Raw genomic sequence first — 16249 nt, forward strand, 5'->3', positions numbered from 1 at the left:
GAGGTTCACCTTTGCTTCACCCAAGTGACTTATGCTTATTCAATAAGAGAACTTATAAGCTCTCGTCTACTTTGAAACGTTCACCATATTTTGACTCTAAAGTCTTAAATAGTTTTTCTAGATTATTTGTCCCAAAATCCTTAGCATAATTCATTGGGCCTCCACGAAATGGGGCAAAGCCTGTAGCAAAAATCATACCTGCATCCAGTAAATCTGCATCAGCAACAACTCCTTCACGTAAACAAGCAGCTGACTCATTTACCATTCTCAAGATTAACCGATCTGCAATATGGGCATCTATAGCAACAGTTGGTCGCTTTTTAATTGCCTTACCATTTTTATAGTGATAAAACCCTTGGCCAGTCTTACGGCCCAATTTGCCTTCTTTCACCATATCACGTAACTTCTGGGGAACAGTGCCGCCAAAATGCCCTGTTAAATTTTCAGCCACAGCCAAACCCACATCTAAGCCGACCGTATCTGCCAATTCCACTGGCCCCATGAACATACCAAAAGCTAAAGCTGCCTCATCAATTGTTTCGGCGCTGTAGCCCTCATCCAATAATTGAACACATTCCATCAAATAAGGCATTAACACTCGATTCACTAAGAAGCCTGGACTGGATTTAACGGGTAATGGAAGCTTGCCAATTTGATTCACAAACGCACAGGAATTAAGCTCAACTTTTTTGGATGTTTGTACACTACTTACAATTTCAACCAAATCCATCTTTGCTACCGGATTGAAAAAATGGATTCCCACAAGACGTTTAGGATCATCCATTACAGCGCTCATTTCATCTAATGGAATGCTCGATGTATTCGTAGCAATAATGGCATCTTTTTTAGCAAATTTTTCGACTTTTTTTATAATTTCTTGTTTGACTGCAAGATTTTCAAAAACAGCTTCAATGATTACATCAGCCCGAGCAATACCATAACCTTCTGGATCAGGAATTAAATTGTCCATTGCGGCTTGAATCAATCTAGGTTTGCGTAATTTTTTCTTATATAAAGCATGGGCACGGCCAATTGCTGGAGCAATTTGAGCATAGGTCTTATCTTGTAATGTGACTTTAAGCCCGCGCAAGGCACACCAGGCAGCGATATCACCTCCCATCACTCCTGCTCCAATAACATGTACCCGCCTGGCCTTAAACTCGCTTCCTTTAGCAAAGCCCTTCAATCGCTCACGCAAAGTAAACGCACGGATTAGGTTTTTTGAAGTAATTCCTGTAGATACTAAATGCTCTACGGAGTCTATCTCTTTTAAATAAGCCCTATCTCCTATACCTCCTTCATGCTCCCATAAATCAATAATGGCGTAAGGCGCTGGGTAATGCTCTTTGCGAACTCGTTTAGCAACATTACGACGCATTAAAGCAGCAAGAGGCTTTCTTACCCATGCATTATTAGTAATTCCCTGTATTAATGAAGGCTTATGCTTCGCGGGTTTGTTTTTAATAAAATAAATCGCTGCTCGTTTTAACTGACGAACGGGTACTACATCATCAACCATACCTAGGCTTTTTGCTCTTGCAGCGGGAACCGCACTTCCTGTTAAAATAATTTGCGATAAGGCATTAAAACCTCCTATCAGTTGCGGTAAGCGCACCGAACCACCCCAACCAGGATGTATGCCAAGCATTACCTCAGGCAAACCAATTCGCGTATCTTTTTCATCACTAGCGACACGGTAGGTACAAGCTAAAGCTAACTCATAGCCTCCGCCCATACAAAAGCCATCGATCATAGCAACGCTAGGCATAGTTAATGTCTGTAGCCTAGCAAATACGGCTTGTCCTTTTCGTAAGAAATCAACCGCTTGAGCTGGTGTTTCAAATTTAGAAAAAGCATTAACATCCGCACCGGCAATAAATCCTTTTTCCTTAGCAGAATATACAATTAACCCTATAGCATTCTTATTTTGTGATATTTCATAGAGTAAACTATTCAGTTCGTCTAACACTTCTTCATTAATGCTATTTACAGTAGTATCTATTCTGTTTAAACCCAACCATAGGATATTGTCACTGTCTTGTTGCAATTCCCAATGTTTATAATTATTCATGTCCTTTCACCTCAGTCACTCTTTCAAGATACATTGCACCACCCTGTCCTCCACCAATACAAATAGAGGCCATACCTCGCGACTCATTTCTTTGCTCTAATGATTTTAATACATGTAATACAATTCTAGCCCCACTTGCACCGATTGGATGTCCAGCCGCGATTGCTCCACCTTCACGATTTAATTTGTCTAATGTAGGCCCACCCCAAGCTTTCTCTAAACCTAATTGAGTACGACAATAATCATCATTGTTCCAAGCCGCAATACATCCAAGAACTTGGGCAGCAAATGCTTCATTAATTTCCCAACAATCCATATCATTCGGTTTTAATTTTTGTCTTTGTAAGATTGGCGTTGCCGCATGCACTGGACCAAGCCCCATTTGGGAAGGATCAAGAGCAGACCACTGTGAATCTACAATTCTTCCAATAACGGGCAAACCATATTTTTTCACTGCATCAGCGCTAGCAAGTAATAACAAACATGCCCCATCAGTTATTTGGGAACTATTGCCTGCAGTTACCATCCCGTATTTTTTATCAAAAAAAGGTTTTAGTTTTGCTAGTTTTTCTACTGTCGAATCCGCTCTTAATCCATCGTCTTGGGCATAAACACGCCCTTTATAATCAATAATAGGCGATACTTCTATCATTTTGCTTTCATTATATGCTTGAGCTAATCTGATATGGCTCTGACAAGCAAATTCATCCATTTGCTCACGATTGATATTGAATCGATAAGCTACTTTTTCAGCGGTTTGCCCCATGTTCATTCCAACAATAGGATCTGTAAGTCCACGAAGTAATGCAATAACAGGAGCAAGAAATGAAGGTCTAAATTGAGTTACAAGACCTAATTTTTGGCCAATACTTTTGGAAGCGTACCAACTTGCCAACCAAGAGGCCATTTTTTGATTAAATAATAAAGGAGCATGACTCATCGCATCCGTTCCACCAGCAAGAATTAAGTTACTGCGACCGCTAGCAATTTGCATTGCGGCATTATCTAAAGCTTGCATCCCAGAAGCACAGTTCCTCATTACAGTAAACGCAGGAACTTTCTCACCGCAACCCAAACGCAAGGCAATTACGCGAGCAATATTGGCCTCATCAGGCCCAGGCATGGCACTGCCAATAATTACCTCATCCAGTTCTGTTGGAGAAAACGGCTGCCGATTTAATAATGTTATACCTGCAGCTACAGCCAAATCTGATCCAGAAAAAGGACCTATTCCTTTGGCTTTAAGAAATGGCGTTCGATTTCCATCAACAACATAAACATTCCGACCATTTAAATTTGACTGCTGTTTCATTGATCCTCCTTATTTATCTGCATTCATGTCACGGCAATCACATTTATCATCTTCTTAAAAGCAGGCATGACACGAGAAATATTTTCTTAATTCAATATTAACCCGATTTATAAATGTTAAAGAGTAGCAGTAAACATGAAAATTTGGAAATTTTATAAAACATCCAATAAAAAATAAATGACACTAACTATTTGAATAAAAAAGAACTCTGCACACCAATATTAGCACAACCTGACCCATCATGATTCACCGCGCTTTGCACATGATAATTTATACAGCAAATTGATTTTATTGAGAGCTTCATATAACGCTGTGAGCCCCCACACCAAAATGAGCTTTAGAGGATAATCTCATTTAATATAAAAAGGATTTCTATGATTTTTATGCCAAACGTTAATTAGATTTGACAAATATGAGTTCGATACTTACTTTCTAAAAACTGTATTGTATCAATGAGCTTATCCTTTGGGCTAATAATTTCAATCCCATATAATTTTTCAAGAATACTATCAACGTCTTTTAATTCTTTTTGCTTAATTTTTTCGACTATTTCAGTAACATCTCGACCATGACCATATGTTGATGCTAAGCAACAAAAAAAGTGTATATTAAAATGAGATTTTGTTTTTTTTAGATATTCTTCAAGTTGCAAACATATTTCATGAATTACTAGAGGTAATAAGTCCTCTTCATTTTTTCTTAATTCGAAAATAAATTCATCAAACTTTTCATCTTTTTTTTCTAATGCTTCAAGAAAAAATAATAATTGAGAAACAAACTGATGCGGATCACTTGCCTCTGCTATTAACATACGAAATACAAGAATTAATTGGTCTACATTCACTGATACATTATGATCAAGATTCCAAAATACTTCATTTTCAATTCCGAGTAATATTTTTAAAAAAAATTTATTTGGCAGAGAAACAAACAACTTCTGAAAATCCCTGGATAATTGATCAGTATCTTTTAATGGAGTTTCTGTATAGATACCACTTATTAACTCGTTTACCTCATTTTGTATATCCATAGCTGTAAATATGACTTCATCTTTGCATAAAGGAATAAAATCGCTGACCCTAACCACATAGTCATCCGCATACTTCACATGAAGAATAAGTAACCCCATACAGACTCTGGAAAATTCAGATAAAGAAACATCTCGATATTGATTGTTTTCTGCAAACAAATATAAGTCTTTGATAAAACCTAGGACCGCCATTAATTCAAATTCATAATCCCATTGTGTTTCTATTAAATTAATTAAATGAGTAATAAATTGCTCAGCCATTTTCTTATTTGACCTGCAAACTTTTTTAGCTTGATACTGTAAGATATCCGTATACCACATAAGCGATTACAAAAGTTAATTTTATTTATGGTATTAACATAGTTTTTAGCCTATGGAAATATTCTGAAATTTTTATAAACACATTGATCTTTTTATTTTTATTTACCCAAATAAGATTTCAATTAATTTACAACGTATATTGACGATATTAAAATACCTGATATACTGCGCAACCATTGATTGGAGAGATGGCCGAGTGGTCGAAGGCGCTCCCCTGCTAAGGGAGTATGGGAGAAATCCCATCGAGGGTTCGAATCCCTCTCTCTCCGCCAATCAACGCGCCCGTAGCTCAGTTGGATAGAGTATCTGGCTACGAACCAGGGGGTCGGAGGTTCGAATCCTTCCGGGCGCGCCATTAAATCAAGTACTTACGTGTGTTTTACGAAGGTTGAAAAAAGGGTATGTAGCAAATTTGTAACACTTTTTTCAAGTTCTTCTGTAAAACTAGTTACAAAACGTTACATGAAGCCCACTAATTCTGTTTGCAGCATCTCGTAAATGCTCCCCAGAAAGATGGGCATAACGTAACACCATTTCAAAACTAGACCATCCCCCTAATTGTTGCAACTCTTGGAGTGATGTTCCGTTTTGAACATGCCAACTGGCCCACGTGTGACGCAAGTCGTGCCAACGAAAATTTTCTATCCCTGCACGATCTAACGCCTTTCTCCAAGCTTTAGTATTACACTGTCGAATTTGTTTATCCTGATAAGTAAACACATAATCCGTATGTAAGGCTCGACGTCTTTTAAGAATAGCTAATGCATGAGCATTCAACGGAACCGGGATTGCTTTATTAGCCTTCGCTTGATCAGGGTGAATCCACGCATGTCTCTTAATGAGGTCTACATCGTTCCACCTTAATCCAGTAACGTTCGAAGCACGCAATCCAGTAGATAAGCTAAAGTCAGCCATATCTTTTAAATGCGAAGGCAATTCATTGAGTAAACGATTTGCTTCCTCTATGGTTAACCATCGGATGCGCTGTTTTTCAACATGCCGCATACGCACTACTGGAACCTTATCAAGCCACTCCCATTCTATCTGAGCTTTACGTAATATAGCCCGCACTATTTCAAGCATACGATTAATCGTGGTTGGCGTTACTCCTGTATCCTCCTTCTTGATAGCCACTTCCTCAAGTATATCGCGAGTAATTTCCTGCAGCTGAAATCCTCTAAGATAAGGATCTAACCAACGTAAATGCATGATATCGTCTTTCAAACTTCGTTTGTGCTCATTTTCCTTTAACCACCTAACAACAGCATCCTGCCAAGAATAAATACATTTACTCTCTAATTTTACCTGAGACCACAATTCTGCTTTGAATTTATCGTGGTATTCTTGTGCGGCTATTTTACTGGTAGTCCCAGTACTTCGCTGTATTCTTTGTCCATTTTGGGAGATACTAATCCACCAAATGTTCTTTCTTTTGTAAAGCGCCATTGACTTTTACTCCTATCCACAGCAGCGCCTTGCGATGTAACGGCATGAGCATACTTTGACCGCATGTAGATCACAAGATCATTTTCAATAAAACGCCAGCTTCGACCAATTTTTACCCCAGGTAATTGGCCTTTAGCGGCTAACCTTCGAACTGTTTCTTTATGAGCACCGAGAAATTCAGCTGCTTCTGTTATATTGAAGGTTTTCATGGTCATTCACTAAATTGCGTATTTGGGTCTTGGGATTTATCAAAATTGAGCTCAAGAATAATTTGATAAAGTTTAACGAGGTGTAACTCAAACTCTTCTAAATTAGCCGGAATTTGTCCATGAGAATAAATTAATTTAATTTGCTTTATAGAAGCATTTGACATAAGTGCAATGCTCTTTAACGTATAATTTGTTGAATCTAATAAATATTGGATCATTCCCTTATAAATAGATGCTTTTACATTATTATCCATGCTTTTATCCTTGCTCAAAATTTAGAGTGCTCATGATAAATAACAAGAAATCAGATGACATGGGCAAAGTAGCTCTTGAAATGGTGTTTTAATTGTGATAACTATGGCGTTTTTTAGGGATAGCGTTACAAACTCACATGGATAAGAGCTTATTTTTAAATGATATTATTGCTTCAGAAGAAGTAAATAAGGAAAATTATAAGTACTTATTAACCATCAAATACGAAAATGAAATCAGTGAAGCCTGTGTTGACCTACAAAAGACGTTAGGTGTTGAATATATTTCAATTTGTTTAACACTTCCTAATAACCGTAAACAAATTATTTCAAATAATCCCGGTAACATTGCTATTCCCTATCAAATTAATGGCTTAGTACGATTGGATAATGTTTTTGATATTGCAAGCTATGATCATCATGATTTTAATTTTTTCACTGCCAAACAGATTAAACACGATGCCTGCTCAAAAATATATGAGCAAATTATGAATGAACGATTTAATGTATATAACGCATTCGGATTTTATCGAGAATATGGTGGTTATAAATTAATGTGTGTGTTTGCAAGAAAAAGAGAGTCCGTTACACCCAGACTAAATTTTTCAACGGAAAAATCAATGATGAACGTAGTTTGGAAATTCCTTAATCAAATACTACCCTATTACGAACAAGAAAACAGTGCGTTAAAATACTCAAGAATTAGTCAGGATACTTCATTTAGAAAAAATTTTATATTCGGCCAATATAAATCAAAGTTACCCGAACTAAAAGATAGAGAGCGGGAATGTTTATTCTGGGCTCGATATGGTAAATCCACATCTGAAACTTCTGAAATTCTAGGTCTTAAGCGGTCAACAGTAAAAAATTATCTTGAAGGTGTTCGAGAAAAATTCCAAGTTAGCAGTGTTCAAGAAGCAATAACGTTGGCACTACAAAACCAAATCATCTCATGAGTATATATGAAAAATAAAAAGAAACGAGTCATTGTTGCATCAATAGGAACGTTCCTAGAATGGGCTGAGTTTACTTATTTCGCTTATATAGCAAATATTATTGCTGCTTTGTTTTTTCCAGAACTAGGTAGTCGTCTAGGGTTGATTGCAACATTTTCTGTTTTTGCAGTTGGTTATTTTTTTCGTCCCTTAGGCTCTCTTTATTTCGGATATTTAGGTGATAAACTGGGACGACGTCTTGCGTTGCAAGCATCGATTATGCTTATGGGCATTTCCTCCCTATTGATAGGTTGCCTTCCTACTTACAGTACCATTGGAATCCTAGCGCCAATTTTATTAGTTCTATTTCGCTGTACCCAGGGTTTTGCTGTCTCAGGTGAATTTAATGGCAGTGCCATCTACTTAATTGAACATGATCTAGAAAAACCCTGTCAGGCAGGAAGCTGGACAGGATTTGCTTCCGCATTAGGCATGATGTTTGGCGGACTGATGGCTACTTTGATTTCATTCCATCAGATGCCAGTGTGGGCTTGGCGCATTCCCTTTCTATTAGGAACTTTTTCCTGCTTCTGTGCTTTGTATTTTCGAAGAAACTTAAGCGAGTCACCTGCCTTTTTGGCAATGACAAAGGAAAGGTCAACAAACCCCCTAAAAATTTTATTTAAAAATTACAAAAATAAATTACTCAAAGCCGCTTTACTCGTAGCTGCCTTAAGTATTTATATCTACATTATGAATGTCTTTTATGCTACTCATTTAGCAAAATACACTACATTGCAGGCCACAGAAACAAAGCTCATTGTAACCTTCGCGCAAGGACTTGTTGCACTATTTATCTTTTCAATAGGTATTCTCGCGGACCAAGTTAAGGAGCAACGTCTTATTGCAATAGGTTTAATAGGATATTTTATAGCTGCTCCTACAGCTTATTTAGTCCCTCAAACCAATTCATTTATTTTGATTTTGTTAGCACAGATTCCATATGCTTTATGTAATGCTTTGGTCGGTATACCTATATTTAAGCTATTAAATGATTTTTTTCCAACACATATAAGATATAGCGGTGTTTCTATTGCATGGGGAGTGAGTACAGCTATTTTTGGTGGAACAGCACCCTTGGTTGCTGTTTATTTGCAAAACATATTCCAACTGTCCTATGCGCCTATATTTTATATACTTTTATTCGCTGCAATTGCCTTACTTGTTTTGCAAAATGAAAAGAGATATAAGGTAACTTCGATAAAATTAGAGCTTAGATAACTGAATATGATCATTAATGAACCTAAGGTTTTGTGGGATCCAGAACACTATTTTAAACATTCAGCAACTCAATTTGGACATGCAACAGGATTGTTAAAGAACTATCATTTTAAAGGTGATGAATCCATTTTGGATGTTGGTTGTGGCGATGGTAAAATTACTGCAGCAATCGCAAACCTTGTCCCAAATGGTAAAGTTATAGGTTTAGATAAAGATATTACAACTATTAAGTTTGCCCAAGCAAAGTTCCAACCCACTAATCACCATAATCTCAGTTTTTTGCATGGTGATGTCACACAAATAAGCGAACTTGGTAAGTTTGATCTTATCGTTTCCTTCAGTTGTCTGCATTTCGTAAAAGATCAATACACTGCATTAATAAATATTAGAAACAATTTAAAAGAAAACGGCCATATTATGTTAATGTTGTATAGAAAATGCAAAGCCCAATGGGATGCACTAAACAAAACTTCAGCCAATAAAAAATGGTACCATTATTTTGAAAACTACGATCCAGGCTATTATGAGTACCAACCAGTCCCCTATCAACAGTTATTAAATAAATCTGGTTTAGGAAAATTTAAAGCCGAATTTACTGTAGAAGAACAGATCAGCTATGAGAATCTGACCACATTTGCTAATTTTATAAAAGGTTGGTTACCACATCTTAATATTCTTCCTCAAGAATACCATGATGAATTTTTATCATTATTTATTACTGATTATTTGAGTAATTTAAATACTTCAATTAATAAGATTACTATTCCTTTCGTAAGATTGGTTATAAATTAGATTTTTTTATTAAAAACAATTATTCTATTCTTACTTTAATTTATGATTTATTTTGAACGATTGTATTTTGAAATATAATGGGGTGCTAGTGGTCGAAGGTTCAAATCCTTCCGTCCCGACCAAGCCCAGTAAGGGTTTTATGAAAACCCCTTCAGAAATATTTGGTACCAGTTTTGGTACCGATTGCAAAATGGTACCATAAACCAATCGTGAAAACTCTGGTTGGATTAGGGAAAACTACATTTTATAAATATATAAATCAGTAAGAATTTGGCAAAGTGTCTTGCAAATTCTAAAAAAATGAACTATACTGTAAGGTGATTTTTTAGATTGTATTTATGGCATTATATAATTTAATGAAAATTATAGCCTAGTGGATTCCAAAATACAAGAAAAAAATCAAATTTCTAAATTTTGGGAGATGCTTATGCTAAAGAAAAAAGGTGTAGTTGAACGAAGTTTTATAGGGAAATCCGGTGGAGATCCATATGCTTTTATAATAAGAGGAGAAGATAATCAAACATATTTCACTCATTTGGGGGATTTAGTTCAGAACGAAAACAAGCTTTATAAAGACCTAAATATGCCTACAGAGTTTTTACAAGAAGGAGATTTGGTTGAATTTGATTGCTTCACGCCCAGTACTCATCTTTTGGCAATTCATGTTAAGAAAAAAGATAAAAATTAACACATTAATAAGCCTACTCCGGTAGGCTTGTTATTTATTCTTAATATGGAGATTAAATATGATTTTTCTTAGCCATACATATAAAGATAAACCTATAGTTGAGAAATTAGCAATTCCCCTTGCTCAAACATTTGGCAAGGAAAATGTTTTTTATGATAGTTGGTCTATTCAACCTGGTGATGGAATTATTGATAAAATGAATTCGGGTTTAGAGAAATGCAAATTCTTTTTCTTTTTTGTAAGCCAAAATAGTCTTCAAAGTAATATGGTAACAATGGAATGGCAAAATGCCTTATATAAAAAAGCACAAGGGCATTTAGATGTGATTCCTATAAAAATTGATAATTGTATGATGCCGACAATTATGTCCCAAATATTATATATTGATTTATTTGGACAAGGTATTGATGTTGCAACAAAACAGATCATTGATGTTGTTTCTGGAGAGAATACATTTCAACCTTTGTCTGGTTTTCAGAATGTTAGAGCTTATATTACCAGTCGCAGTGAAACGAAAATCATAATAGAATTTAGGGCAGAAGTTTATATGGAGCCCCAATCTATGTATGGAATATTACTTGGTAATGATAAGGATGACATTTTATATAAAGCGCATGAGGCAATGTTCAATAATGGTTTTGTAGAGAACATGATATTAAGTAATGGGATCAAAGGTAATTTGGTTATGTTAAGTCGAGCTAACCCTACATCACCTGATTTTCCGTTTTCAGTAGAGATCGAATCCAAAACAACATTAAAGATTATAGGGGCAATGAAAGCTATTTCTAGAGATAAATATACAATGATTCCACTTATTGATAAGTCCTGTTAGACAGTTAAAGAGTAGATTCTTAAAGTAAGAGCATTTTATGTGTAACATAGTATATGAAGATAGAACATGTGTATTTATTGATATACTTGGTTGGAAAGATGCGATAAATCACCTTTCAGCTAAAGAGATATATGAAATTCTTAAGCCGTTTTTAGTTATTTATCAAGACCACCGCAATCGTCACGCATCTATAAAAAATGCAAGAAAAAATTCAGTTAATACGCACACTGAAGAGAACCAATACTCTATTAGTACGATAGATGAAGATGGTCAGCCTTATGAAGTCCCCACAATGTATGAACAAGTTCATCTTACCGTATTTTCAGATTCATTAGTTCTTAGTATGCCTTTAGCATTTGAACACAGAATATATTCTAAGCTGCCTTCTATTATTATTGGTTTCTTAGAAAAAGGGTTTCTCCTTCGAGGAGGTATTTCCGTAGGCAAATTATATCATATTGATAATATTATTTTTGGACCAGCTTTAGTAGAAGCCCATAAACTTGAATCTAATGAGGCTAAATTTCCTAGAATCCTTATTAGTGATAAAGTAATTGACGAAATTGAACCCCACCCTTGTCTACCTATTATGAAAGACCAAATAAACAATTGGGTAATTAATCCTTTCCCTAAAGAATATGAATTTAACTACAATGATCAACAAATGTTATCCTTTCTTAATGAGAACTATAAAGTTGAAAAAGTCACAAGGATAATTGAGCAAAAAATAAAAGAATATTCAAAAGATTACTCTCTGTGAAATAAGTGGGTTTTTCAAGCAGAACTTTGTGCTAAATCTTTAGAAAAATTTGATGGTGCTACACAAGCTTTAGTTCAAAAACTTAGACAACATGTTAATAATTTATAAATTCAGACAAATGGTTAACGTATTACGATTGATAATCGCGACAATAGACCTTTATTTTTCTTAACTTTAATCTAGGTTTGAAACTATTTAAAGTTAGCTATAATTATATAACGATGGATTTAATGGAACTCATAGAATATGAAGAGTATACGGATCATTGTCTTCGGTATATGTTTATTGTTAATAAAATTTGCTGCTGCTGATCAAATGGTTGGTCGACCTTACGATGGGGAGGTTCAGGAATGTTATGCAGCACGTCAAAATATATCCACTAACCCCACCATACAGGCTCTCCATTCAGAAATTAGTAAGATTTGTAGTGAAAAAGGTGGATTAAAAGTGGCGTATAAGATGGAAAAGCTAAATTATTCAGAAGTAAATACGATAACATTCATCTGTTTTAAAGAAATGAACTCCTCACTATCTCCTATGTTCGGTTGTCGATATTATTTAACTGGATTTTCAATGTGATTTTATGAATTAAAAAATTCGTGTGCCACCATATTTGAAAACTACATATTTTTTAATCACAAACGTGCAATTATCTGCACTAAAAAAATTAATAATTTATAAATTATAAGATCAGAGCTAATAACAAATAAACTTTTTAATAAATATTAAGATAAAATACACCTTTCGCATTTTTAAAAATGCGGGTTCAACCCTTTATTTATAAGCATTTTCGGTAATTATTTACATAATATAGGTTTAAAAAGCTGGTGTATGTGTGGTGAAGGGTAATGGTGAAGAACAAAAATCAAAGGATCTAGATTTTATCAGGGCTATGAGAAAAGTTTTTAATTCTTCTCCACCGCCCTACACCATAGATTCACCATTTTTCACCACTTTGCACCGCATTTTTATCCTATAAAAATAAAGAAATTCCCTATAATCAGTGAAAAAAAAGCACCGTATTAAGCATTTTCATGATACATATTTTGCAATTCATTATATTTCATCAAAGCCCCTTGCTGTAACTTGTCAAAATCATCCCTATTCAGCTTTAATAGTTCAGCAGACATATTTTTAATCAGGGCATTCATCTGAATAATGAGTTGATGGCAGTGCTTTTCAACAGCGGTCTTCTCCTTTAAAGGCTCACTCTTCTCGAACCAATGATTTAATCCGACCTGAATTAATAGATTAATCATATGGGACATGGAGTCATTATTTTTTATCGCAAGTGATGCAATTCGATTATGTAAGTTATTGGGTAGTGAAATGGTAAGACGTGACATGATTTCTCCTAATTTTATAGCTCTAATTCTTTGATTAATGGTCGATTGATTTCTGTTTTTTTATGGTGAACGAGCAAGTCATCCATATTGATTTTTGAATGCCTTGATTGCGGCGGTTCTTGTAATTCAAAAGCCTGCTTCTTGGTTATCACTGCTTGCATGGAACGTTTATTAGATTGAGCGAATCGCTCTTCATGGCGCATTAGTTGTTCACTGGATATTCTATCCAGTGCCACTGGTTTTTCTTCAGTATTTCTTCGAATCGCATGGACCAGTTCTTCCTTATTATCCGTCACCAGAATCATACCGTGAATGGCCCTGGAAATTTGTACATAAAAGTTATTTAAAGTGGTACCAAAACGATGATAGGACTCCATTAAACCAATGCCAAACGGCGCATCCTTTCCTTGAACTTTATAGTTGGTTAATACATAGCTGTAGTCCAAGTGTTTTAGCGCGGGATGGTTCTTTTCCAGGGTGAATTGATGTCCTTCTTTAGTAATAAAAGTGAGTGCATTTTCTTTAATTTCATGTAGGGTGACACATTGACCATTTCTTAGATTATTGGCTTTAAAATTACGCGTCCACATCACCTTATCGCCTACCAAAAGCTCTAACTTCTTTGGCTGATAAAGTTCAATGATTCGCTCAAAAGGTGCATTATGAGTTTTGTATTGGGGTAAGTTATTTAATTTAAATTGAATTTGTTTTCCCTGTTCGTTAATTAGGGGTAACACATTATCTTGGCGATTTTTTTTGCTTATTTCACCAACGGTATAATAGGCACCTGCTTGGATGTTATTTTTTCTAAACTCCTGATTAAAACGCAGCCTATCGCCCTTTTGATAATAAGCAATAAATCGGCTCTGTATAGGCTCTATCCTTTTTGCTTTAAGTACCGTTTGGCAAAGACCCTCTTTTGCTAAAACGCCTTCTTCTTTCAATCCATTACGAATCAGTTGGGTGATTTCTTCTCGATGAGCGTGGGTTGGTGCAAATAATAAGGTTTCATCGCGCTTTTTTTGCGACAAAGACAGCCAATGATTGGCAATCCATGCAATGCGCTCTTCATGGGTGACGCATTCTTTCACGTCCAGCTTGTCTAAAGCCTCTTTGACATTTCCTTTGGTTGCAGCAATTACGGCCTCTTTAAGGACTGTATTTTTTTGCCTCACAATTTCATCCATAATACTGTGGTCAATGCCATATTCTTGAGTTAAGCCAAAGATTCGCCCTGCATTGACGCTAGGCAACTGTGCCCTATCCCCAACCAATACGAGTCTTGCATGAGTACGTTCAATTTGTTTCATTAGTTCATGGCCTTGATGAGAAGAAAGCATGGAAGCTTCATCGACTATAAATAAGGTTTTGCTTAAAGACGCTGTGGGTGTATTTTTTAACTCCTGGTGTACTAAAGGGAACACATCGGTTTTAATGCCTGCTTTTACTTGTAGTTCATCGGCAGCAGAGCTTGCTACAGTAATACCACGAAGTTCATAACCTTGGGCTTCAATTAATAACTTAGCCTCAGATAGCATGGAAGTTTTGGCAACCCCTGCATAACCTTGAATGGCTAAATAGCGGTCTTTGCTGGTTAATAGCACAGTCATTGCTTCTTTTTGCGAATGGGTCAGTGGATAAGGCAATATAGGGTGTCGCTGTTTTTGAAATGCTTTGACCATTTCTTTAGTGGCAATGGCAGGAACAGCCCCTTTATTGTGTTCAATGCGAGCAAGGGTTTCTGTCTCGGTGGTTAAAAGCCAAGGCGTTGTTAAAAAACGCTGTCCGGTTTCTTGGCATCGCGCTTCATATAAAGAGTGATTTTTAATTTCATGTTGAATCGCATGATTAATGGATTCTTTGGATACTGCTTTAGGGTAAGCAAGGCTATGTTTCATTGCTTCAAAGGATAGGCTCCTTGCTGAAAACATCGAAGTGCGCTGGCTTAATGTTTCAGTAGCTACATGGATACAGGCAATTGCCGCATCTAGTTCTGAGGGATTTTTATCTTTGGATTGTTTGCCCACTAAAGCCATTAATTTCTCTTTAATGGCTGAAAACCAGGACAGGGATTGAACTTGATTTCGATTTTGCATAAAAGCTTGTGCATCAAAACCTAATTCTATTGCGCGCTCTTTCCAGTCTTGTTCTAACAGCGTAATGTCCTGTTCTTCCTTGTTCTGGCGAGTGAGCAATGTAGCCGCTGAAGCACTTTTTGCACCACTCCAGCCTCTTTCCTCCATATGACGTTCAATGTCTTCCCGCCTTCTAGAAAACTCCTGTAAGACTTTTTCAGGAATTCCATCAATTTCAAATAATCCATCGCCGCTTAACCGTAGTGGGAAATCTGCCTCTTTCATTCGGTTGGCTAAATATTGACGGTACATCAACCCACAATAATGGGCATTATTTTGAATTTGCTCAATTACTCCATTGCTTCTTGAAATGTCACTTGCCAACGAGCGAGCTTTCCCTTCATGAAAGGTGAGGTTCATAGTGACACAGTGGGTATGCAATGCGGGGTCATTGGCACGAGAGCTTGGTTGTCTAAAGGCTGCAACCGCTAGGTTTCCTGTTTTTTCATAAAAAATTGCTCCGTTGCGAGAAACTCGGGCTTCTGCAAACTCCTTTTCAATTTGGTCTATGGCATAGGCTACTGCTTCATCATGATAGCGAACTAATTCGGGGGCCACCCCTAATCCCACTAATAACGATACACTTTTAGGTGCAGAAAAGGTCATATCAAAACCAGGACGATGTTCCCCTTGTAGGTTGTGTAACGACTGCCCATTAGGCAGTTGCCCTTCTAATAAAGCAAGCATTTGTTCTTTTTGCACAATTCCTGTTAATTGCATCTTCTGGCTCGCTTGCCCTAGCCATCTCATCGCTTGGGCATCACCGGCATAGTAATTAAAGGTTGCCGCATAATAATCTGCTGCACCTTTGGCTGATTTTAAGGGTTGAATACTGAGCAT

At 36.3% G+C, this 16249-nt stretch carries 15 protein-coding genes and 2 tRNA genes; 9 read left to right on the forward strand and 8 right to left on the reverse strand.

From position 1 onward, the window contains the following. Positions 1 to 52: 52 nt before the first annotated feature. The 3 genes from DYH34_RS09530 to DYH34_RS09540 form a co-directional block, all read right to left on the reverse strand. Complete coding sequence (locus tag DYH34_RS09530) at positions 53 to 2071, reverse strand: 3-hydroxyacyl-CoA dehydrogenase NAD-binding domain-containing protein (protein ID WP_058466405.1); 2019 nt, start codon at positions 2069 to 2071, stop codon at positions 53 to 55. After that, positions 2064 to 3383, reverse strand: a complete 1320-nt coding sequence (locus tag DYH34_RS09535) for an acetyl-CoA C-acetyltransferase (protein ID WP_058466406.1) — start codon at positions 3381 to 3383, stop codon at positions 2064 to 2066. The genes DYH34_RS09530 and DYH34_RS09535 overlap by 8 nt, the downstream gene beginning before the upstream one ends. 397 nt (positions 3384 to 3780) lie before the next feature. Then, entirely contained in the window at positions 3781 to 4734 is a 954-nt protein-coding gene (locus tag DYH34_RS09540; RefSeq protein WP_058466407.1) for a hypothetical protein, read from the reverse strand. Between the two features lie 182 nt (positions 4735 to 4916). On the opposite strand from DYH34_RS09540, the gene DYH34_RS09545 reads away from it, so the two are divergent. Next, positions 4917 to 5006: transfer RNA gene (locus DYH34_RS09545), tRNA-Ser, on the forward strand. A gap of 6 nt (positions 5007 to 5012) precedes the next feature. Next, positions 5013 to 5089 (forward strand) — tRNA-Arg (locus tag DYH34_RS09550). Positions 5090 to 5178: 89 nt separating this feature from the next. Here the strand turns inward: DYH34_RS09550 and DYH34_RS09555 are convergent. From DYH34_RS09555 to DYH34_RS09565, 3 genes are read right to left on the reverse strand one after another with little or no spacing between them, the layout of a single operon-like run. After that, positions 5179 to 6180, reverse strand: coding sequence for a tyrosine-type recombinase/integrase (locus DYH34_RS09555; RefSeq protein ID WP_058466408.1), 1002 nt, complete (start codon positions 6178 to 6180; stop codon positions 5179 to 5181). Next, complete coding sequence (locus tag DYH34_RS09560; RefSeq protein ID WP_058466409.1) at positions 6087 to 6389, reverse strand: helix-turn-helix domain-containing protein; 303 nt, start codon at positions 6387 to 6389, stop codon at positions 6087 to 6089. The genes DYH34_RS09555 and DYH34_RS09560 overlap by 94 nt, the downstream gene beginning before the upstream one ends. Before the next feature lie 2 nt (positions 6390 to 6391). Beyond that, the gene (locus tag DYH34_RS09565) at positions 6392 to 6643 is read right to left on the reverse strand and encodes a hypothetical protein (protein ID WP_058466410.1); all 252 of its coding nucleotides are present in this window, start codon (positions 6641 to 6643) and stop codon (positions 6392 to 6394) included. A 137-nt stretch (positions 6644 to 6780) separates the two neighbouring features. On the opposite strand from DYH34_RS09565, the gene DYH34_RS09570 reads away from it, so the two are divergent. The 7 genes from DYH34_RS09570 to DYH34_RS09600 all read left to right on the forward strand — a co-directional run bounded on the left by DYH34_RS09570 (position 6781) and on the right by DYH34_RS09600 (position 12507). Then, on the forward strand, positions 6781 to 7596 hold the full coding sequence (locus DYH34_RS09570) for a LuxR C-terminal-related transcriptional regulator (RefSeq protein ID WP_058466411.1): 816 nt from the start codon (positions 6781 to 6783) through the stop codon (positions 7594 to 7596). A 6-nt stretch (positions 7597 to 7602) separates the two neighbouring features. Next, on the forward strand, positions 7603 to 8856 hold the full coding sequence (locus tag DYH34_RS09575) for an MFS transporter (protein ID WP_058466412.1): 1254 nt from the start codon (positions 7603 to 7605) through the stop codon (positions 8854 to 8856). A gap of 6 nt (positions 8857 to 8862) precedes the next feature. Then, positions 8863 to 9648 carry a class I SAM-dependent methyltransferase gene (locus DYH34_RS09580; protein ID WP_058466413.1) on the forward strand — a complete coding sequence of 262 codons (786 nt, stop codon included), beginning with the start codon at positions 8863 to 8865 and terminating at the stop codon, positions 9646 to 9648. 427 nt (positions 9649 to 10075) lie between these two features. Next, complete coding sequence (locus DYH34_RS09585; RefSeq protein WP_058466414.1) at positions 10076 to 10336, forward strand: hypothetical protein; 261 nt, start codon at positions 10076 to 10078, stop codon at positions 10334 to 10336. A 58-nt stretch (positions 10337 to 10394) separates the two neighbouring features. Continuing rightward, the gene (locus tag DYH34_RS09590; RefSeq protein ID WP_058466415.1) at positions 10395 to 11168 is read left to right on the forward strand and encodes a toll/interleukin-1 receptor domain-containing protein; all 774 of its coding nucleotides are present in this window, start codon (positions 10395 to 10397) and stop codon (positions 11166 to 11168) included. A gap of 37 nt (positions 11169 to 11205) precedes the next feature. Further along, a complete protein-coding gene (locus DYH34_RS09595) occupies positions 11206 to 11928 on the forward strand; it encodes a hypothetical protein (protein WP_058466416.1) in 723 nt (240 codons plus the stop codon). Positions 11929 to 12174: 246 nt separating this feature from the next. Beyond that, positions 12175 to 12507, forward strand: coding sequence for a hypothetical protein (locus DYH34_RS09600; protein WP_058466417.1), 333 nt, complete (start codon positions 12175 to 12177; stop codon positions 12505 to 12507). Positions 12508 to 12950: 443 nt separating this feature from the next. On the opposite strand, the gene DYH34_RS09605 is transcribed toward DYH34_RS09600, so the two are convergent. After that, positions 12951 to 13274: a hypothetical protein gene (locus DYH34_RS09605; RefSeq protein ID WP_058466418.1), complete on the reverse strand. Its 324-nt coding sequence runs from the start codon at positions 13272 to 13274 to the stop codon at positions 12951 to 12953. A 14-nt stretch (positions 13275 to 13288) separates the two neighbouring features. After that, positions 13289 to 16249: a MobF family relaxase gene (gene mobF / locus DYH34_RS09610; protein WP_058466419.1), complete on the reverse strand. Its 2961-nt coding sequence runs from the start codon at positions 16247 to 16249 to the stop codon at positions 13289 to 13291.

It is taken from the genome of Legionella cincinnatiensis, assembly GCF_900452415.1.
Taxonomy (GTDB): Bacteria; Pseudomonadota; Gammaproteobacteria; order Legionellales; family Legionellaceae; genus Legionella; species Legionella cincinnatiensis.